Annotated in this window: 17 protein-coding genes and 1 pseudogene; 4 read left to right on the top strand and 14 right to left on the bottom strand. The window is 59.5% G+C overall.

Going from position 1 to position 19,281, the window contains the following annotated elements; translation table 11 throughout:
- The first annotated feature begins 88 nt into the window (after positions 1-88).
- Positions 89-691: a hypothetical protein gene (locus AC0V6O_RS00780; RefSeq protein WP_486141083.1), complete on the top strand. Its 603-nt coding sequence runs from the start codon at positions 89-91 to the stop codon at positions 689-691.
- Between the two features lie 45 nt (positions 692-736).
- On the opposite strand, the pseudogene pheT reads toward AC0V6O_RS00780, so the two are convergent.
- From pheT to hisN, 8 genes and pseudogenes are all read right to left on the bottom strand, one after another.
- Positions 737-3,116 (bottom strand): annotated as a pseudogene (gene pheT / locus AC0V6O_RS00775) (phenylalanine--tRNA ligase subunit beta).
- Positions 3,113-4,249 (bottom strand): phenylalanine--tRNA ligase subunit alpha, encoded by a 1,137-nt coding sequence (pheS, locus tag AC0V6O_RS00770; protein ID WP_486141082.1) that lies wholly within the window; start codon positions 4,247-4,249, stop codon positions 3,113-3,115. The pseudogene pheT and the gene pheS overlap by 4 nt, the downstream one beginning before the upstream one ends.
- A gap of 105 nt (positions 4,250-4,354) precedes the next feature.
- Complete coding sequence (locus tag AC0V6O_RS00765) at positions 4,355-5,260, bottom strand: helix-turn-helix domain-containing protein (protein WP_486141081.1); 906 nt, start codon at positions 5,258-5,260, stop codon at positions 4,355-4,357.
- 131 nt (positions 5,261-5,391) lie between these two features.
- A complete protein-coding gene (gene rplT, locus AC0V6O_RS00760) occupies positions 5,392-5,751 on the bottom strand; it encodes a 50S ribosomal protein L20 (protein WP_472640353.1) in 360 nt (119 codons plus the stop codon).
- Between the two features lie 118 nt (positions 5,752-5,869).
- Positions 5,870-6,073, bottom strand: a complete 204-nt coding sequence (gene rpmI, locus AC0V6O_RS00755; protein WP_472640352.1) for a 50S ribosomal protein L35 — start codon at positions 6,071-6,073, stop codon at positions 5,870-5,872.
- 868 nt (positions 6,074-6,941) lie between these two features.
- Positions 6,942-7,421, bottom strand: a complete 480-nt coding sequence (locus AC0V6O_RS00750) for a hypothetical protein (RefSeq protein ID WP_486141080.1) — start codon at positions 7,419-7,421, stop codon at positions 6,942-6,944.
- A gap of 90 nt (positions 7,422-7,511) precedes the next feature.
- Positions 7,512-7,832 (bottom strand): imm11 family protein, encoded by a 321-nt coding sequence (locus AC0V6O_RS00745; RefSeq protein ID WP_486141079.1) that lies wholly within the window; start codon positions 7,830-7,832, stop codon positions 7,512-7,514.
- Between the two features lie 645 nt (positions 7,833-8,477).
- Positions 8,478-9,245, bottom strand: a complete 768-nt coding sequence (gene hisN, locus AC0V6O_RS00740) for a histidinol-phosphatase (protein ID WP_486141078.1) — start codon at positions 9,243-9,245, stop codon at positions 8,478-8,480.
- A 249-nt stretch (positions 9,246-9,494) separates the two neighbouring features.
- On the opposite strand from hisN, the gene AC0V6O_RS00735 reads away from it, so the two are divergent.
- Positions 9,495-10,445 (top strand): helix-turn-helix domain-containing protein, encoded by a 951-nt coding sequence (locus tag AC0V6O_RS00735; RefSeq protein WP_486141077.1) that lies wholly within the window; start codon positions 9,495-9,497, stop codon positions 10,443-10,445.
- 48 nt (positions 10,446-10,493) lie between these two features.
- On the opposite strand, the gene AC0V6O_RS00730 is transcribed toward AC0V6O_RS00735, so the two are convergent.
- Positions 10,494-11,429: a ribose-phosphate pyrophosphokinase gene (locus AC0V6O_RS00730; protein ID WP_472640348.1), complete on the bottom strand. Its 936-nt coding sequence runs from the start codon at positions 11,427-11,429 to the stop codon at positions 10,494-10,496.
- Between the two features lie 163 nt (positions 11,430-11,592).
- The gene (locus AC0V6O_RS00725; protein ID WP_486141076.1) at positions 11,593-13,068 is read right to left on the bottom strand and encodes a LytR/AlgR family response regulator transcription factor; all 1,476 of its coding nucleotides are present in this window, start codon (positions 13,066-13,068) and stop codon (positions 11,593-11,595) included.
- 142 nt (positions 13,069-13,210) lie between these two features.
- Here AC0V6O_RS00725 and AC0V6O_RS00720 point away from each other — a divergent pair, with 142 nt between their 5' ends.
- The gene (locus AC0V6O_RS00720) at positions 13,211-14,686 is read left to right on the top strand and encodes an alpha/beta hydrolase (RefSeq protein ID WP_486141075.1); all 1,476 of its coding nucleotides are present in this window, start codon (positions 13,211-13,213) and stop codon (positions 14,684-14,686) included.
- Between the two features lie 34 nt (positions 14,687-14,720).
- Here the strand turns inward: AC0V6O_RS00720 and AC0V6O_RS00715 are convergent, their stop codons facing one another.
- Together AC0V6O_RS00715 and glpX are read right to left on the bottom strand one after the other, a co-directional pair.
- Complete coding sequence (locus tag AC0V6O_RS00715; RefSeq protein WP_486141074.1) at positions 14,721-14,945, bottom strand: hypothetical protein; 225 nt, start codon at positions 14,943-14,945, stop codon at positions 14,721-14,723.
- Between the two features lie 22 nt (positions 14,946-14,967).
- Complete coding sequence (glpX, locus tag AC0V6O_RS00710; protein ID WP_486141073.1) at positions 14,968-15,987, bottom strand: class II fructose-bisphosphatase; 1,020 nt, start codon at positions 15,985-15,987, stop codon at positions 14,968-14,970.
- Between the two features lie 146 nt (positions 15,988-16,133).
- Between glpX and AC0V6O_RS00705 the strand changes: the two genes are divergently transcribed.
- Complete coding sequence (locus AC0V6O_RS00705) at positions 16,134-16,748, top strand: hypothetical protein (protein ID WP_486141072.1); 615 nt, start codon at positions 16,134-16,136, stop codon at positions 16,746-16,748.
- 164 nt (positions 16,749-16,912) lie between these two features.
- Here AC0V6O_RS00705 and AC0V6O_RS00700 read toward each other — a convergent pair whose 3' ends face one another.
- The gene (locus tag AC0V6O_RS00700) at positions 16,913-18,232 is read right to left on the bottom strand and encodes a homoserine dehydrogenase (protein ID WP_486141071.1); all 1,320 of its coding nucleotides are present in this window, start codon (positions 18,230-18,232) and stop codon (positions 16,913-16,915) included.
- A 130-nt stretch (positions 18,233-18,362) separates the two neighbouring features.
- Positions 18,363-19,145 carry a hypothetical protein gene (locus AC0V6O_RS00695; RefSeq protein ID WP_486141070.1) on the bottom strand — a complete coding sequence of 261 codons (783 nt, stop codon included), beginning with the start codon at positions 19,143-19,145 and terminating at the stop codon, positions 18,363-18,365.
- Positions 19,146-19,281 lie beyond the last annotated feature (136 nt).

Below are 19,281 nucleotides of genomic sequence, written 5' to 3'. Positions count from 1 at the left end.
GCCCCCGCAGCGCGCACAGCGCTGTGCCTCCAATTTACCGACTGGTAAGATCGATCTGCGAAATCAGGGTCGCGAATAGGGGGCATTAATGTCGATTTACAGAATTTTTCTTTCCGGATTCTTTGCCGTCTTGCTGTCTGCATGCGGCGCATCGGGTCAATACTTCGAAAAATCTCCCGAAGAAGTGACAAAGGCTTTGAAAGGCGCGAAGCTACCAATAGCTATCCTCGGGCGCGATATCGTTGGCGAGACAGTCACGAACCCTAGCCCCAATACGTTTGTGATCACTGCAAACGACGAGCTGGGCGGCGATATCTTTCGGATCGTCGCAATAATTGCCCCTGATGGCAATGGCACGCGCGTTACTTCGAAGTTTGAGCAGCTCCACAAAACTTTAGGAAGCCAAGATACATCGATGGCCCAGAAAGCGGCCGACGAACAGATCGCCTCGACCATCGAGGGGCGCGCATTCGATATGATGTTCGCCACCTCCCCTGCCGCCAAAGCCGTACTCAGCGCGCAGGGCGGAAAAGTTCAAGAACGGATCAACGCTGCCAATGAGACCATGGTCGCGTTCAGTGAGATGGAACGCGAGATGGCCGCACAAGAAAAGCGTGAGAAGTTCGAGAAGGAATACGGCGAAGACTGGGGCGCAAGCGGCTCAGCTGCAGATGACGGCTGGGGTAATTAGACCCCGCCACTATTGCTCAGCCGCCCAGTTTGGAGCGCGCGGGGCTTAGCCGCGCAGCTCCGCTCCATGCTTGGCCGCGGCTGCAACAATTTTGTCTGAAATCTCGGTCAGCTCTGCGTCCTTGAAGCTCTTCTCGCCCGGCTGCAAAGTCACCTCGATCGCAAGTGACTTTTGGCCCTCTGGAACATTGCCGCCGGTGAACAGGTCAAACACTCTCGCGCCCACGATGTTCGCCTTATCCGCGCCCTGAACCGCGCGCAGCAGATCGCCCGCCGCAAGCGTCTCTGGCACTAGAAACGCAAAATCGCGCGTCACCGATTGCAAAGCAGGCGGGGTAAAGCTCGGCCGTGCAAAACTGACCGGGCCTTTGCCTGCCTTCTTTGCCGGGATCGCATCAAGATGAATGCCCAAGGCGGCAACAGGAACGCCAATCTCGAACGCCTTAAGAACGGTGGGGTGGACCATTCCAAAACTCGCGATGCGGTTCTTTGGTCCCAGACGCAAAGTCGCAGATTGCCCGGGGTGATAGATATCGCCCGCTTCGCCCATGACTTGCAATCTGTCGACCGGTGCACCGGCTGCTTTGAGCAAGGCCAAACACTGAGCCTTGGCATCATAGGCATCGAAACTCCTCGCCTTGCCATGTTGCCATGAACGTGGCGCCGCATCGCCCGCCATAACAGCGACAAGCGCTGGATACTCTCCATCTGCGAGGTAACGCCGGCCGATCTCGAACAAGCGCACGCTGGCAGACCCTCGATCAAAACTGCGTCGCACCGCCGACAAGAGGCCGGGCAAAAGCGAGGGGCGCATCACTTTCAAGTCTTCGCTGATCGGATTGTCGAGCGACCAATGCCCGCCGCCAACCACATTGGCCTCTGCCTCAGAGATAAACGACCATGTGATCGCTTCATTCAACCCGTTACCAGCTGCTGCACGGCGCAATTTGCGCTCGAGCTGCTGCGCCGGTGTGGCAGTTGGCACTGGCCACCCCATCCATGCGCGGCAAGGCCACACTTTCCACCTTGTCGAGGCCGTGGATACGCACGACTTCTTCCACAAGATCGGCTGCGCCTTCGATATCATTGCGGCGCAAGGGACAGGTAACTTGCCAGTCTTCTGCCACAACGAACCCAAGGCTTTCGAGGATACGGCGCTGCTCATCATCAGGCACGTCGACGCCGCCAAGCCGGGAGGTGAGACCCGTATCGAATACAACGACCAGAGGTTCGCTGGGCACCGCACCTGCACGCACGCTCTCGCTTGCTTCGCCGCCCGCCAGCTCGACAATCAGGCCTGTAAGCAGGTCGAGACCATCATCCAGAAACTCCGGATCGACGCCGCGCTCAAAGCGGGTGCGCGCATCCGATGCCAGACCCAGCTTGCGTCCGGTGACACCGATACGGGCCGGATCGAAATAGGCAATTTCGAGCAGCAAGTCAGTGGTGCTATCTGAAACGCCGGAATGCTCACCGCCCATAATGCCGGCAATGTCATGAACTTGCGCGTCATCGGCGATCACGACCATGCTTTCATCAAGCGTGTAGGTTTTCTCGTTGAGCGCCAACACTTGCTCACCCGCCTTCGCACGGCGCGCCACAACCGCGCCAGAGAGCTTCGCCAGATCATAGGCGTGCGCCGGGCGGCCCAAGGCCAGCATCAGGTAATTGGTGAGATCAACCAGCAGCGAGATCGGGCGCTGGCCCGCACTGATCAGGCGCTGTTGCAGCCAGTCTGGCGACGGGCCGTTTTTCACGCCCTTGATCACCCGGCCATAGAATGCGGGGCACCCTTCTGGATCATCCGTGCGGATTTCCACCGGACAAGCGCCAGAGGCCTCAAATTTCGGAAAGGCAATTGGCTTCAGCGTGCCAAGACCCGCCGCGGCGAGATCGCGCGCAATCCCGTAAACGCCCATGCAATCGGGGCGGTTGGGGGTGATCGCGACATCAATGATGGGTGAAGACCCCTGATAGGCAGCAAAGGCGTGGCCCACGCTCGCATCATCCGGCAATTCGATAATGCCGTCGTGCTCATCGCCCAGCTCCAGCTCGCGCACGGAGCACATCATGCCGTTGCTCTCCACGCCGCGGATCGCGCTCTTGCGAAGCTGCATCCCATTGGCTGGCACCACCGCACCGGGCAGACCCAGCACGCCCTTCATTCCCGCACGCGCATTGGGCGCACCGCATACAACCTGCAGTGGATCGCCCTCGCCCGTGTCAACGCTCAGCACTTGCAGCTTGTCTGCATCGGGGTGCTTCTCAGCGGTCAAAACTTTGGCGACCTTGAAGCCAGCAAGCCTCTCAGCCGGGTCTTCAACGCCTTCAACCTCAAGCCCCATCGCGTTCAGCGCGTCGGTGATCTCACCAAGCGTTGCATCGGTTTCGAGATGGTCTTTGAGCCATGTAACGGAGAACTTCATGCGCGCGCTCCCACACCGGCGGACAGGGTCGGTTGATCAAAAGGCGAGAAGCCATAATGCGCAAGCCAGCGCGGATCGCCATCGAAGAAGGCGCGCAGATCGTTCATGCCGTATTTGAGCATGGCGATACGGTCGATCCCGAGGCCAAAGGCAAAGCCTTGATATTCGTCCGGATCGATGCCGGCAAACTCGAGCACACGGCGGTTCACCATCCCGCTACCGCCCAGCTCCATCCAGTCATAGCCCTGCTCATCACCGTGGCCGCCAACGACACGGCGGTCGCCTTCGTTTGAGTAACCAACATCGACCTCGACGCTGGGCTCGGTGAAGGGGAAATAGGATGGGCGCAGGCGCAAGGTGATGTCCTCGCGCTCAAAGAACGCCTTGAAGAACGTCTCCAGCGTCCATTTGAGATGACCGAGGTGAATGTCCTTGTCGATCACCAGGCCTTCGACCTGATGGAACATCGGCGTGTGGGTCGCGTCACTATCGCTGCGATAGACACGGCCCGGCGCGATCAGGCGGATCGGCGCGCCTTGTTCTTTCATGCTGCGGATCTGCACGGGCGAGGTGTGCGTCCTGAGCAGCATTCTTTTCTGGCCTACCGCTTCACTACTTGAGGCCGTTTGGCCGCCATCCGCCGCCTTATCAGGGAAGTAGAACGTATCGTGCATCGCGCGCGCAGGATGGCTCTCATCCATGTTGAGCGCGGTGAAGTTGTGCCAATCGTCTTCGATCTCTGGACCGGTTGCGACCGCGAAGCCGAGATCAGCAAAGATCTCTGCCAGCTCGTCCATCACCTGGCTCACCGGGTGAACCGAACCGCTCAGCATGTCTGGCGCAGGCAGAGTGAGGTCAAGGGTTTCACTGGCCAACTGCGCTTCGAGCTCGGCGGCCTCCAGCGCTTGCCTTTTCGCCGCAATCGCATCGGCCACCTCGGCGCGGATCGCCTGGATCGCAGGCGCTGCTTCGCTGCGCTCTTCCGAGCTCATCTGGCCCAGCGTCTTGAGCGCTAGGCTCACCCAGCCCTTTTTCCCAAGCGCGCCCACGCGCTGTTCCTCCAGCGCATCGAGCGTATCAGCTCCAGAGATTGCCGCCAGCGCGGCGTCTTTTTGTGATGTCAATTCAGTCATGGTCTAGCCCAAAGGTTTGAGCCGGTCCGCTAGCGGGATTTCGCCGCCTTGGCAAAGCGCGAATTGCGCCTTGATGCGAAGATCAGCGCGCTACTGGCTAAGCCCTTATCGCAAAGGCTTGTCCAGCGTCTGCGCGGCGCTGCCCCAAACCCGTGCTCGGGCCTCCATGAAAGAGGCCAGAATGGGATGCTCAAGAGCCGCATAATCGCTCGGGTTCATCGTCATAAACTCGCGGAATTCGCGGGTAAACTGGGCTTGGTCGTGATAGTGATCGTCCATCGCCTCGGTCCACAGCCGCTTGTCGTGCAGCATCCAGTCCGACAGGCTGCGCATGAAACGCTGGCGCCGGATCAGGAGCTTTGGAGCAAAGCCGAAATACCGCCGGCACACGCGCTCAAGTGTCCGCACACTGATCCCGCTAGCCTGCGCCAGGTCATCAACCGTGTTGAGCGCTGGTTCGACCAGCGCCTTGTGAACGCGGGCAATCTTGGGCTCATCGCGGTTGGGCCGCATCAGTTCACGCATGGTGTCTTCAATCGCGGCCAATTGCTGATCGTCGCTCACGCCTTCATCGCACAAGGCGTCAGCAAGCCCTGCAAACTTCGCAAATGCGGGATGCGTCGCGCCATCACAGCCGACATTGGCAAGCTCCCGTGCATCGACATCGATGAACCTTGCCCATCCGAGCGGCAAGAGGCCAATGCCCCACATCCGCGATTCGCCCAGCTCAAATTCGCAGGGCAAGGAGCTTGGCCCGGTCGCCGTGAAGCGCGAGCCAGAGAGCTGCGATGTGCCAATGCTGGCATTCGGACGGCTGCCGCTGAAGAAGCGGATATTGGCCCATTCCGGCTGCAAGTGGTCTTTGACAGTTTTGCCATCTTCAACCTCCAGCACCAATTGGTAGAAGGTCGTGAAGCAGCCATCGAACTCTGGCGAAGGCGAGTAGAATTGGCTGCGAACGGTGAAGTCCGCATCCTTATTGCCTACGCGTTTCGTCCTCTGCCCACCCATTCGCTCGGTTTGGCCGATGTGTCGCGTTTTTACAAGCGAAAGGGCGCCAGCCTCTTCGGCCAGCGCCCTATCCGTTTTGCGTTTCCTACATGGTGCCGCGCGGTTGCGCATCCCATGCTGAGAGCGCAGGCTTAAGCTGGCAATGCCGCCTTCGCCTGAGTGATGATCGACTTGAACGCCGCTTCTTCGTTCATAGCGAGGTCCGCCATGACTTTGCGGTCAAGCTCAATACCCGCCAGCTTCACGCCGTGCATGAACTGAGAGTAGGTCAGGCCTTCAGCGCGGACAGCCGCGTTGATGCGCTGGATCCAGATCGCGCGGAAGCTGCGCTTCTTCGCTTTACGGTCGCGGTAGGCGTATTGACCGGCCTTCTCGACCGCCTGGCGCGCAACGCGAATGGTGTTCTTGCGGCGACCGCGATAGCCCTTGGCTTGTTCGAGTAGACGCTTGTGCTTTTGGCGTGTGGTGACGCCGCGTTTAATGCGAGGCATATGTAGTATCCTTTGTAGAGTTCTGCGCCAGCCCGCTCCCTCCACCCTTCCACCCGGATGATCACCCGGTAGGTTCCGGGCGGAAGGGTGGAGCGAGTGGGCGGTCTAGCTCATCAAATCAATCGAGCCCGTAAGGCGCCCATTTCTTGATCGTCCGCGCATCCGGGTCTGAAGCGACCGAGGTGCCGCGGTTTTGGCGGATATACTTCGCATTGTGGCTCATCAGACGGTGACGCTTACCAGCGACGCCGTGCTTGACCTTGCCAGTTGCGGTGATTTTGAAGCGTTTCTTCACACCGCTTTTGGTCTTCAGCTTGGGCATTTCGTTCTCCTTGATCAGAGACACGTTCTAATCGGCCCTGGCAGCCCTGATGAGCCAGGCCAATCGCTTGATTCGTGTCGTTGAAGTCGCGCCACATAAGGGCCAAGGCGCGTGTAGGCAAGCGTTTTGGTGGGTTTGGAAGGGAGCCTTTGTGTTCCGCACACCATCCGGTGTGCGTTCTTGTCTTGCGCACTCGCATCCGCGAGCGCGATGTCCTCGGCTGGTTTGTTGGGCCTCAAGCGCCGGCGTTCGCATCCGCTCACTTGGCTATCCTCGCTCATGCGATCTGGCGATCGCGTCGCTGCGGGCGGGCGTGCGCCTTTGCGAGACCTGCGGTCTCGAGCCATTACAAGCCAGCAATCCAGCACCAAGCGTCTTGGAGCTTTGCATCTGGCTTGGTCGCGGAGCACGGTCGGCAATCAGCCGACCGCAAGGCCGACTGGCCGCCCGCAGGCCCGCCAGGGCCGAGAACATCGCACGCTGGATAGCGTGCGGAACCACAAACAACTCCTCTCCCTTCCCCACTCCACTCATCGCTACTGAAGCACGCCTGGAACGGCTGGAACACAGTCCAAAGCCAAAAAACCAATCGATCACAGAGGCGGTGATTGATCGATATACTCGATTAGTGGGAAGCTGGGGGACGGGGAGCAGAAGCATGTGCCAGCTCATAGCGAGAGCGCACTGAGTAGGAAAACTGGCAAGCGACGACTACCACCGAGCTATCATGCAAACTCATTGGCCTGTGGCTATCTAGCAGGACGACAAACATCAATTAAGTGCACTGTCACCGTAATTCTATTGCCGACCAAATATCAGCAAAAGGTATATCCCGCTCCATGCTGTCACCGCCCCCCAACATTACTAACTATCTGATTTTTTGAAAAATTGTGAATTTCATGCCGCCAAAATCAGAATACACCTCAGAACCGCCGACGAAAAACTGCCGACATCGAATATGATTGAACGAAATATAAATGTCGGCCGGGAATGAACAAAGTATATTATCGAAAATCACATAGCGCCTTTCACAACTTTCAATAGAGTAATATGCTAAAGAACAACTTTGACTGTGAACTTGATTTACAGAAAAATATTCATCACCTACGCTATTTGAATTTCCGCTCTTAAGGTGAACACCACTGACGGTTTTATGGACCTCATCAGCTGAAATTGTCTCCCAGTTTTCCCCTGACCGAGAGTATCCACCAGACGTCAATCTGTATTGATGGTAGATCCTGACTGCTGCCACCTCGAAAACATAGAAGAATGGTTCAATTAGAGGATAAGCTACGCCACCGCTTGAATGAGAGGCGTCACCAGATTGATCAAAGTAAGCGGACAACATGTACCGAAACTGCCAATATGAATGCACCTGCAGCCCCAAAAAAAAGAACAAACAACCCAAGAAGAAAGCGTTTTCGAACTGTTACTTTTTTCATCTCACCACCTCGAGTGGCAAGAACTGGTGAACATCAGACTCAAGCCTTTCGAAAACTTGCTTGAAACGATCTGACATGATTGAAAGGCCAATGGGACTCTTATGGCCCGACACTGCTCTTTCATTGCGCCGTTCAAGATTGGCAGGAATGCGGTTCTTTTTGAGGCGACAGCCCGCAAACAGACTTGCGGAGCCATCTCGTATTGCTGCCACTCCATCATCTAACGTGTCTTCGCATCCGATTTTGGAGAGGCCGCCGTCGAATTCCTGGCTATCGATCCAGCACCCCCGATTGGCACGCCTCAAACTCCAAACCATCAAACCATCTCCTGCGCATGTTTGCGCGCGCCGTTTTTCACCACCAAGCTCAAAACCATCAACCTACTCGCCCTTCACCCGCATTTTCTCCAGAACTTCTGGATCGACACTGCGCGCCCCAATCAGGTGGATTGGAAGGCTCCAGCGATCGCGCGAATGATATACCGGCTTTCTTACTGTTTCGTTTGGGAGTTTAAGTGCTCACGTTACTGACTCGTCATGCTGAATTCAGTTCAGCATCCATCGCCAGTTCAATTCCAAGTATGTCGCGCAGGGGATGGACCCTGAAACGAGTTCAGGGTGACGTGGGTCTTTTTATTCCGCACATCATCCGATGTGCGATGTCCTCGCTCATACGGCTTGCAGCCGCATCGCTGCGGGCGGGGACAAGCCCCTTGCGGACCCTAACGGGTCCGAACCATTCCAAGCCATCAGTTTGGCACCAAGCCCCTTGGAGCTTTGCAGCTGGCTTGGTGGCGGAGCTCGGCGCGCAGCGCCGAAAGCCTGTCCTGAGCGGCTGGCTTGTCCAGCCAGCCGGAGGGGGCGTATGCCCGCCCGCAGCGACGCGATCTTTGATCGCATGAGCGAGGATATCGCGCTCGCTCATGCAAGCGCGCAAGACAGATAAACTGCCATACCAAACCCCTACCCCATCGCCTCGAGCGCTTCTTCCAGACGCGCGGGCTCGCCCAGCGCCAGCACGGTGCCATCGGAATTCGCGTCCAGCGGGTTGCCTTGCCAGTCGCTCATCATCCCGCCTGCACCCTCTACAATTGGCACCAGCGCGGCGTAATCATAAAGTTTCAGCCCCGCCTCGCACACGACGTCCAAATGGCCGCTCGCCAGCAGGCCGTAATTGTAGCAATCCCCGCCCCACACCACGATTTGCGAGGTTTGCGCGGCGAGCGACATGAACGCACCGCCTTGATCGTCGGTGAAATATTGCGGACCGGAGGAGGCGATGGTCGCCTCTGACAGTTCCTTGCAAGACCGCGTGCGCACCGGCAGACCGTTGAAGGTCGTGCCCTCGCCAATGCGGCCGACCCAGCGTTCTGCGGCGATAGGCTGATCAATCACGCCCAGCACTGGCCAGCCATCCTGCAGCAATGCGATCAGCGTGCCAAAGATCGGGCGGCCCGCCATAAAGCTGATCGTGCCGTCGATTGGATCGAGCACCCATTGCCGGCCCGCGCCCTCATTATGGGTGCCGTACTCCTCGCCAATGATCCCGTCATCGGGACATTCCGCCTCGATAATCGCGCGCATCGCGGCCTCTGCCGCACGGTCGGCCTCTGTCACGGGCGAGGCATCGGCCTTGCGCTCTTGCGACCAGTCCCCGCGAAACAGGGGGCGGATGGCGTTGCCAGCCGCATCGGCCAGGCGCTGAGCGATTGCTACGTCTTTGTTAGTCATAATCCGCGCGCAGTCTCATCACAGGCGCGGCAATGCAAGGGGCGTGTTGGCACCGGCTTAGCTGACCGCTGATCGGGTATGTTGCAATTGACACAAGCTTCGAGCGGTGCCTTATGGTTAAGGTTAAACGGCTGTCCTGCAAAGGCATAGCCAAAAGGGTGGGTTACATGCCGTGGGAGCGGTGCGGGTTGAATAGGTTCAAACCGCGGCCCATTTTGACAGTCGCAAGTCTTTTTGAACGGGTCGGATATGGGCGAACAGGCAAGCGCGAATGCGCCGGTACATTTTGCATCCCGCTCTGGGGTCAATCGCAGCGGCATGCCACTCGCCGCCAGCCGCGCGCCTGCCAAAGACTTGGACCCTTGGATTGGCCGATTGGTCGCCTCGACGCTGGAGGTGGAAGGCAACTCTCATATCGCCTGCGGTATTTGCAATGATCTGGCCTTCGCTCGCATTGTCATAGGCGGCACGTGGGACGCGCAGACGGCCGATGGGCCGATGGAATTTCGCGATGAGGCCATCCTGTTTGGCCCGCAATCGCGCCATATGCCGGTGGGGTGCAGCGGCAATGTGATCGCGATTGGAATTGGCTTTCGCCCAGGCGCGATCCCGTGTTTACTGGGGCGTGAGCTCGCATCGCTGGTCAACCAGATTGAAAGGGACGACCCCTTTGGCCTGATCACCAATGGCGCGGCGCAGGATTATCCAGTTGATGCCGAACCAGAGGAATGGTTGCAAACGGTCGAGGAGGCGATGCGCGCCTTTATCGCCCGAACCCAGCCGGAAAAGCCCGATCCGCTGGCCGCCGCCTTTGAGCATGCCAGCTTTGCCGATCCGACGATTACACCGGGCGATTTCGCCGCCGAGCACGGCATGTCCTCGCGCAAGCTGGAGCGGTTGGTGCGGCGCGATTTCGGGATGACGGCGAGCACGGTTCTGCGCCGGGCAAAAGCGCTCGATCTGGCGGCGCAGCTGTGCGGGGTGGCGGATGAAGAGGAAGAAAGCGAGCTATTGCTGCGCTATTTCGACCAATCGCATTTGATCCGCGATTTTAAGGCGTTTTTCGGGACAACTCCGGCCGCATTCCGCTCTGAGCCGCGCTTATTCTTGCGGATCAATGTGGAAACGCGCCAAGCCCGGCGCCTGGCCGAACTCGACCGGTTGAAGCCTGGGGCGGAGCCACCCTGGCGCGGTGAGTGAGGCGGGCGGCCGCTTGGCCTTGCGGTCGCTTCGCGACCGATACATCCACTAATCAAACAGGCTCGAAACGCTGCTTTCATCCGCAATCCGGCGGATTGCTTCGCCGACCAGCGGCGCCATGGTCAGCACTCGGATCCGGTCAGAAGCCGCGCAGGCCTCCGTCGGCAGGATCGAATCAGTGATCACCAGCTCTTTCAGCTTCGACCCGTCAATCCGCGCCACTGCGCCGCCCGACAGAACACCGTGAGTGATATAGGCCGCGACGCTCTTTGCTCCGCCCGCCAGCAAGGCCTCCGCCGCGTTGCACAGCGTGCCGCCGGAATCGACGATGTCATCGATCATGATGCAATGGCGCCCCTGAACATCGCCGATTATGTTCATGACTTCCGATTCTCCGGGACGATCGCGGCGCTTATCGACGATCGCCAGTGGCGCATTGTCGAGCCGCTTGGCCAGCGCGCGGGCGCGCACCACGCCGCCAACATCGGGGGAAACAACCATCAAATCCTGATCGCCGTAGCGCGCTTGAATATCGGCCGCCATGACCGGGGCGGCATACAGGTTGTCGGTCGGGATATCGAAGAAGCCCTGGATCTGCCCGGCGTGCAAATCCACCGCCAGCACGCGGTCAGCGCCCGCCTCAGTGATAAGGTTCGCCACCAGCTTGGCCGAGATCGGCGTGCGCGGGCCGGGTTTACGGTCCTGCCGGGCATAGCCGAAGTAAGGCACAACTGCGGTGATCCGCTTGGCCGAGGCGCGTTTCAGCGCGTCGATGCAGATCAGCAGCTCCATCAGATTGTCATTCGCTGGAAAGCCGGTCGACTGGACAACGAACACATCCTCGCCGCGCACATTCTCGTGGATCTCGACGAAGATTTCTTCATCGGCAAACCGGCGCACGCTGGCATCGGTCAAAGGGATTTCGAGATAGGCGGCGATCGCCCGGGCGAGCGGCAGGTTTGAATTGCCGGACATGATTTTCATGGATGCGAATCCCCGAGTGAAGTTGATGGCGGTTCACCTAGCCCAGACTCATAGGGACGCAACAGAGGCCGCCGCCCATTTGTCCGCAATTGGGTTTGGTAGGCGGAGATTCTGAGCGTCTCGTACGGGCCAAGTTACGGACCAGGGCCCTGGAGCTCTCTGTTTACGCCAGCGTCAATGCGTCCCGCACGCTGGCCATGTTGCGGCGGCTGACGGGCACCATGCTGCCGTCGGACATTTCCAGATTTCCTGTGCCCGCGCTCTCGCGGGTCAGCGATTTGACGCAGGACGCGTTGACTATGTGGGAGCGGTGAACCCGGATAAAGCCGTCTGACAGCTCTCGCTCCAGCGCGGCGAGGCTAGCATTGTGCAAGGCGCTGCGTCCGCTGGCCAAGAACACTTCGACATAATCGCCCGCCCCGCTAAAGCGCACGATGTCGCTTGCATCGACAAATTCGACCTTACCATTGCTGGTCAGCTCTATCCGCTTTGGCGCGCTGTCTTCGGCCACCAGGGTCTCAGTCAGGACGCCGCCGCGCGCCTGCTTGAAAAACAGCCACAGCAGGCCTGCCGCGACCACCAGATAGAGCACGGTGTCGAGAAAGAACCCCCCAAGCCAATAGATCGCCGCCGCCAGTGCCGCGCTGGCCAGTGCGAGCCATGCGCCGCCGCGATTGCCTTGCCCGGAATATGCGGTGGTGCCCGCTATTCCCGCCGCTAGCGAAGCGGCGATAAGGACAAAGCTGGTTTTTAGGTCAAAGCCGGGCTGAAGCGCGCTGATCGCCAGCATTATAGCAAGCACAGCAGCCAAGGCCAGCAGACGCCGCCGGGGATACGCTCTGAACAGCCGCAGCAGCACATAGGCGGTAAAGCTCAGACCCAGACCAATCGCAAAGGTCAGGATCAGCGACAACCGCAAATCATGCAGGGGATAGGGGTAAGGCATGACATCGCGCGCCGCCTCAGCCGCGAGCTGCAAGGCAGCGGCGAGCGATAGGGCAGCGATCAGAGCCGAACCCTCACGGTCATCGCCGCGCAGCGAGCGCACGCCGAAAAACACAAAGCCTGCGACAAACAGCCCCAGGGTGATCAGCGCAAACCATGTCGCGGGCCCAGGCTTGCGCGGATCACGGTAGGGCGCGAGGGCAATATTGTGGATCGGCGAATTCAGCGTGATGCCGCCGTTCATAGAGGACAGCCGCATCACAAGGCGGTTCTTGCCGGGCTTCAGCGTTCCTTCCGGCACGAAGAAAACCGCATCCATATCGCCGGGTTCCTCGCTGCTTTGCGATGCGCCCGGCCTGCCGTTCGTGCCAATCGGCACTCCGTTGAGGCTTGCCTCGCTAGAGGCCTTTGCGCTCACGAACAGGCCAAGCGGTTTGCCACCTTCGAGCAAGGCTGGTTCTGCCTCAAACACGACCTCAGCCCACAGCATCCGATCCTGCGGGTCGGCCTGATAAAACAGGACGGATCGGCAATTCGTAGCCGCAAAATCCGGGACCATTTCAGAGGTCAGATCCGCATCGCAAACCCGCGCGGGATGATCGATAAAGCTCTGATAATCCTGCGCCTGAACCTGTGCCTGCGCAGGGGCAGAAAACGTCAGAAATGACAGTAAGAAGATGGCAAAACGCAGCACCGGGATTCCTATAGCTTCCGATGAACGGGAAGTCCCCCCGTTCACCGATCAGAACCCCCGCTAACAGATCAGCCCCTATTCAAAGCACCGATTTCCATCAGTTTCAGGCTCAATCCATGATCAACAATCGGAAAGAGCCGCAATGAAAAAACCGCACCTAATCAGCGCCCTTGCCCTCGTGCTGGCTGCCCCTGCCCTCACTTTCGCACCTAGCGCCGCACACGCCGCACCCAATGAAGAAGCCATCACCTTTGAGGCGCGCAGCGGCGAGGCGGTGGAAGCATTTCGCGGCACACTGACCGTCCCGATGAACCGCAGCGATCCGGCCAGCGGCTCAACAGAGCTCGCCTATGTCCGCTTTCCAGCAACAACAGACACGCCGGGCAGCCCGATCGTCTATCTATCAGGCGGCCCCGGCGGCTCTGGAATTGGCACCGCCACAGGGCCGCGTTTCCCGCTGTTTATGGCGATGCGCCAGCACGGTGATGTCATCGCATTTGACCAGCGCGGCACCGGCCAATCTCAGCAGCCAGAGCGCTGCACCTCAAGCGTCACGATCGGCGAAATGGAGCGGATCAGCGATGCGGAGCATGCCATGCGTTACCGGCTGGCGGTGCGCGAATGTGCGGCGCGCTGGGGCGAAGCCGGCGTTGACCTACGCGGTTTCAGCACCGCCGAAAGCGCGCAGGACCTTTCCGAGCTCCGCAAACACCTTCGCGCGGATCAAATTTCGCTGTGGTCGATTTCCTATGGAAGCCATCTGGCGCTGGCCGCACTTACCGCAATTCCAGACGAACTGGACCGCGTGATCATGGCGGCAACCGAAGGGCTTGATCAAACGGTGAAGCTGCCCACGCGCACGCTTAGCTATTTTGAGCGCTTGCAAGCCGCCGTCGATCAGCAACCTGAAGCAGCGCAGCTCTATCCCGATATATTGGGCCTGATCAGCCGCGTTCACGCCAAGCTCGACGCCGAACCGATGACGGTCACCGTGCCAAAGCGTGATGGCACGACCTATGATCTGCTCCTGCAAAGGCGGCATTTGCAGCAATTTATGAGCGGCCTGATTTCTGATCCGCAATTCGCGGCTGTGATGCTGATGATGTACCGGCAGATCGACGCGGGCGATCCGACTCTGATCACCTTTGTGCTGCAACGTTTCTGGACACCGGACGAACCGATTGCATTGTCGGCCATGTCAATGGCGATGGACCGCGCATCGGGCATCACGCCCGCCCGGCTAAAGGCATTTGAGCAGCAGGCTGCGGCCTCTCCCGTCGGTGCCTATCTCAACTTTCCGATGCCGCAGATCCTGGGCGAGCTGCCAGAGATCGACGCCGGTCCCAATTTCCGAGATGGCCCGTTTGGCGATACGCCGGTGCTGATGCTGACCGGAACTTTGGACGGCAGAACCTATCCCGAAGGGCACGCCGAGGCGACCGCAGGCTTAAGCAATGTCGAACAGATCATGGTCGAGAACGCGGGCCACAATCTGTTCATGACCTCGCCGCAAGTTGGCGAGGCAATGCACGCCTTCATGCGCGGCGAAGCGGCCAAGTCGGCGCGGATTGTCGTCGAAGCGCCCGACTTTGCAAAGCTGCCCGACCTGGGCGGCTGATAGCTGCAAGGGGCGATCCGCAGCTATCGCAACCTCACTTGGGGACGCCGTCTGCTCGAAGTTTCACAAGCAGCATCACGATCAGACAAAGCAAGGGCGACCACAGCAGGAGATTGAACAATAAGAGCTCGATCCTCGGATCATCGAAAAGCTTGATCAGCGAGACAACATAGATCTCGATCGGGTTCGCATTCGACCAGAGCGCCATCAGGAAGCAAATTGAAACACTCAAAAGTAAACAGAGTTTGAGTGCTTTCATCTTGGCATCTCAGTCACCCGCCTCAGACCTTATGCTCGCCCCGGATCCAGCGCACAGTGCCTGATGAGGCGCGCATCACTACGCTGTCGGTGGTCATAATCGTCTCGCCGGTTGGTTTGCGGCGGCGCTTTACTCCGTCGAGCAGCGAGCCCTGAGTCACGCCGGTTGCGGCAAAGATACAATCGCCGCTCGCCAATTCTTCCAGCTTATAAATGCGGTCAAACTCGGTAATGCCCCATTTGCGCGCGCGGGCTTTTTCATCCTCATTGCGGAACACCAGACGGCCGTTGAATTGGCCGCCGACACAGCGCAATGCGGCAGCGGCAAGCACGCCCTCTGGCGCGCCGCCTTGGCCCATATACATGTCGATATTGGTTTCCTCATCCGTCACCGCGATCACGCCCGCAACGTCGCCGTCACCGATCAGCACGACGCCGCATCCGAGCGCGCGCAGCTCTGCAATCATATCCGCATGGCGCGGACGGTCGAGCACGCAGATAACGATGTCGCCCGGGGCCACCCCTTTGGCCGCCGCGACCGCCTTCACGTTCTCGGTCGGTGATTTGGCCAGATCAATCACGCCCTCGGGATAGCCCGGACCAACCGCGATCTTGTCCATATAGGTGTCAGGCGCATTGAGCAGACAGCCTTCTTCTGCAGCTGCCAAAACAGCCAGCGCGTTGGGGCCAGCCTTTGCAGTAATCGTGGTGCCTTCTAGCGGATCGAGCGCGATGTCGATCTTGGGGCCTTTGCCCGGCGCGCCGCCCACCTTCTCGCCAATATAGAGCATCGGGGCTTCGTCACGCTCGCCCTCACCGATCACCACGGTGCCGTCCATGTACAGCGTGTCAAACGCGCGCCGCATGGCCTCCACCGCGGCGGCATCGGCGGCTTTCTCATCACCCCGGCCAACCAATTGCGCAGCGGCCACAGCCGCCGACTCTGTCACGCGCACCATTTCCAGCACCAACACCCGGTCGAGTGCGTTTTCCTGACCCTCATCTTTGCTGGCGAGCATATCTGTTTCAGCGGGGGTGTTCATGACGAATTCATTCCTTACAGGGTGTGTGAGCGCCAAGCAGGTGGAGCGCTTTGGCCTTGGGTCAAGCGCTTAGACAATAGGAGCAAGCCTTGTCGAGCAGCAGGTCGAGCGAACCGGCAAAGGTTGTGCGCAATTGCCCGCCTCTCTTGGTAATTTCTCCTGCCGCCGCTGCTGCTGCTGTGTTTTTCTTCAGTGCTCCCGTGCATGCCCAAGATGGCAGCCCCGTGTCCGATCCGGAGGTTTCTCAAACCGAACAGGCAGATGAGGAGCCGCAAGGCGAGGATGAGCCGTTTCGGATCGACCTCACCGTTACCGTACCGCGCGGCGAGGTGAACCAGAGCAATGTGCGCGCTTGCGAGGAAGAGGCCGATGCTGCCAGCATTTCTGGCGATATCATCGTCTGCCGCCAGATCGGCGAAGACAATTCCAACTATTACAGCGGCAGCCGCGAGGATGCGCAGCGTCGCTATGCGCAAGAGACGCAGAACGCAGGCACCCTGCCGCCGCCTGATGTTGCGGGGGCAGGAATCTTTCGCGGGCCGGCGACGGTCGGCGGACTATGCCTGATCCCGCCATGCCCGCCAGAGGCCGCGCTACTCATCGATGTCGAGGCCCTGCCCGAAGCTCCCGAGGGATCGGATGCAGACCGGATTGCACGCGGCCTACCGCCGCTGGGCGACCGCGAACTGACCGAGGAAGAAGAGAAGGCCCGGCGTGCGGCGCTCGGCGTTCCCAGCTCCAGCCTGGATGAACCTGAGTAGGGGGTTTTGTTTTGACCCTCAAATGCCAGCCAGCGGATTAGCCGCAGAACTCGGGTGGCGTTAGCCAACCGCAAGGCCGCATGGCCGCCCACAGCGATGCGATCCTGATCGCGTGAGCGAGGACATCGCGCACCGGATGGTGCGCGGAACCCAAAACCTCAAAATCAACTCTTCAGGATCGGCATCACCAATGGAGGAGCGGTGAGGCTGTCTGACCCTTCGAGCAGATCGAGCGCTTTGTGAACGCAGCGCTCCTGCCCCTCATGCGTGACCATCGCGACCAGCACATCGTCGCCCTGTGAAGGACGTCCCTTTTGAATGAGGCTCTCAATTGAAACAGCGCCGTCGCGCATCGCCGCCGTGATCTCTGCCAGCACGCCGGGGCGGTCGGCCACGGTGAAGCGCAAATAGGTCCGCTCCATCCGGTGGCCCGGCTCCGCAGGCGCCAGCTTTTTGAGCTGACCGGCAGGTACAGAGAACGGCGCGCCAGTGTCGCCGCGCGCAATATCGATAAGGTCCGCCACCACCGCGCTTGCAGTTGGGCCGTCGCCCGCACCTGCGCCCTGGAACAGCAGCCGGCCCGAAAAATTACCTTCCGCGACCACGGCATTGGTCGGCCCATCCACCGGGGCGAGTGGGTGATCCTTCGGCACCAGGCAGGGTCGTACCCGCTGGAGCAAATGCGGCGCATCCACCTCGCCGCCATCCACATCGGCCTGCGCGATCAAACGGATGACATAACCAAGCGCATCGGCCTGAGCGATGTCGGCGCTGCGCACCTGAGTGATGCCGGTGGTCCGCACCGCGCCAAAATCAACCTCTGCGCCAAAGCCAATGCCCGCCAGGATCGCAAGCTTGTGCGCCGCGTCGACGCCTTCAATGTCAAAGGTCGGGTCGGCCTCAGCATAACCAAGCTTTTGCGCCTCGGCCAAGGTCTCGCCAAAGTCTGCGCCGGTCTGCTCCATCTCCGACAGGATGTAATTGCAGGTGCCGTTGAGAATGCCGTAAATCCGGGTGATGGCATTGGCCGCCGCGCCTTCGCGCAGGCCCTTCACCACCGGAATGCCGCCCGCAACGGCTGCCTCAAACTTGAGCGCAGCCGCATTGCCATCGGCCAAATTTGCGAGTGCCATGCCGTGATGCGCGATCATAGCCTTGTTCGCGGTGACAAAATGCTTACCGCCTTCGAGAGCGGATTTGGCGAGCGCCAAGGCTGGACCATCCGAACCACCGATCAATTCGACCACCACGTCAACGTCAGAAGCGCTGCTCATCGCCATCATGTCATCGGTCCAGCTGTAGGGCGACATATCAATGCCGCGGTCCTTGTGCCGGTCCCTCGCGCTCACGCTGGTCACTTCAATACCGCGTCCCGCTCGCGCTGCGATCAGATCGCGATTGGTTTCAAGCAAGCGAATCACGCCCGCGCCCACTGTGCCCAAACCGGCAATTGCAATGCGTAATGGCTGCTGTGTCTGCGCCATGCTCAACGCTTCCCTTCAAAATTCGCGCGCTCACCGAACCGTTCGTGTGAGCATTTGCGTCGCGCATTGCCGTAGCGGCCGCGAAACGCAAGCTGAAAGCAGTTTGTCTTGGGCAGGGTCAGCCTAGACTTTAGCTGGTCGTGATTTCCCGGTTGCACGGTCCGAGCTGTGATAGGACGAAACCATAATCCGCCGCTGCCAGCCGCCGGGCGGTGGGATCGCGCGACAGATTGGCCGAGCTTGGCAGTTCACGCGGCAAAGCGCAGGCGAGCCGGTACCAACGAAGTGTGTTTGGCTGAGGCGCGCGCGCCGACGAATCGATAATCTCACCCCAGGACACGCCCCAGACCGGAGTCTGGCCCGGACGGCGCAGAACGGTGAGTGAGACCGGCGAGCGATCAGTGGTCTCCAGGAATATCTGTGTTTCCGATTCGCCCACAAGATTGCCAGCCACCGCCAACGCATCGCGCACGCCGGTGACCGTTGCGGGTGCATCGGCCGCCACCAATTGCGTTAGGATGGGGCGCAGGCGCGCCTCCAATGCAGGAGTGTAATCGAGCTGCGCGCCCTGACCCACCAATTGCACCGTGCCGGGCCGCCCGGGCACTCCGCGAGCAAACAGCAGCATCTCGCGCTTTTTTAGTTTTGGCGGCTTACCTTTCGCGGTGAGCGGTACATCCACCAGATAATTAAGCGATTCGCCGATCGAAGTGCGGCCAGACAGCAAAGCCATTGTATCCGCCTCGATATAGAGGCGCGCGAATCCAGACTCGAGATCGGGCGCACGTTCCTCATCAACAGTGATTTGACGACGAATCTTTGCGCGAATGACCAGGTCAGACCGGTCTGCAAGCGTGGTTAGGTCAGCAAAAGTTGCAATTTCGCTTTGCGGTGCGACAGCTTCTTGCGCCAACGCCGGAAGGGGGTTTATTAAAAGACCCAAGGAAAGCGCCAGAGCACTGATTTTGTTTGTTAAAAATTGGTTAAACATTTGCTCAATCCGTATACCTAAAACGCGTTAAATCGCGAGCCACTTGCGCTCAACTGTT

Source organism: Erythrobacter sp. JB2-19 (assembly GCF_057365005.1).
Note: the sequence above shows the minus strand (reverse complement) of the source record. Positions and strands in the feature narration are given on the sequence as shown.

Excerpts from the sequence above, each read along its gene's own strand:
- AC0V6O_RS00735 (WP_486141077.1), top strand. The coding sequence starts at position 9,495 with ATGGGCGAACAGGCAAGCGCGAATGCGCCGGTACATTTTGCATCCCGC.
- AC0V6O_RS00750 (WP_486141080.1), bottom strand. The coding sequence starts at position 7,421 with ATGTTGTCCGCTTACTTTGATCAATCTGGTGACGCCTCTCATTCAAGC.
- AC0V6O_RS00730 (WP_472640348.1), bottom strand. The coding sequence starts at position 11,429 with ATGAAAATCATGTCCGGCAATTCAAACCTGCCGCTCGCCCGGGCGATC.
- glpX (WP_486141073.1), bottom strand. The coding sequence starts at position 15,987 with ATGAACACCCCCGCTGAAACAGATATGCTCGCCAGCAAAGATGAGGGT.
- AC0V6O_RS00700 (WP_486141071.1), bottom strand. The coding sequence starts at position 18,232 with ATGGCGCAGACACAGCAGCCATTACGCATTGCAATTGCCGGTTTGGGC.
- rpmI (WP_472640352.1), bottom strand. The coding sequence starts at position 6,073 with ATGCCCAAGCTGAAGACCAAAAGCGGTGTGAAGAAACGCTTCAAAATC.
- AC0V6O_RS00745 (WP_486141079.1), bottom strand. The coding sequence starts at position 7,832 with ATGGTTTGGAGTTTGAGGCGTGCCAATCGGGGGTGCTGGATCGATAGC.
- AC0V6O_RS00720 (WP_486141075.1), top strand. The coding sequence starts at position 13,211 with ATGAAAAAACCGCACCTAATCAGCGCCCTTGCCCTCGTGCTGGCTGCC.
- hisN (WP_486141078.1), bottom strand. The coding sequence starts at position 9,245 with ATGACTAACAAAGACGTAGCAATCGCTCAGCGCCTGGCCGATGCGGCT.
- AC0V6O_RS00715 (WP_486141074.1), bottom strand. The coding sequence starts at position 14,945 with ATGAAAGCACTCAAACTCTGTTTACTTTTGAGTGTTTCAATTTGCTTC.
- pheS (WP_486141082.1), bottom strand. The coding sequence starts at position 4,249 with ATGACTGAATTGACATCACAAAAAGACGCCGCGCTGGCGGCAATCTCT.
- rplT (WP_472640353.1), bottom strand. The coding sequence starts at position 5,751 with ATGCCTCGCATTAAACGCGGCGTCACCACACGCCAAAAGCACAAGCGT.
- AC0V6O_RS00765 (WP_486141081.1), bottom strand. The coding sequence starts at position 5,260 with ATGGGTGGGCAGAGGACGAAACGCGTAGGCAATAAGGATGCGGACTTC.
- AC0V6O_RS00780 (WP_486141083.1), top strand. The coding sequence starts at position 89 with ATGTCGATTTACAGAATTTTTCTTTCCGGATTCTTTGCCGTCTTGCTG.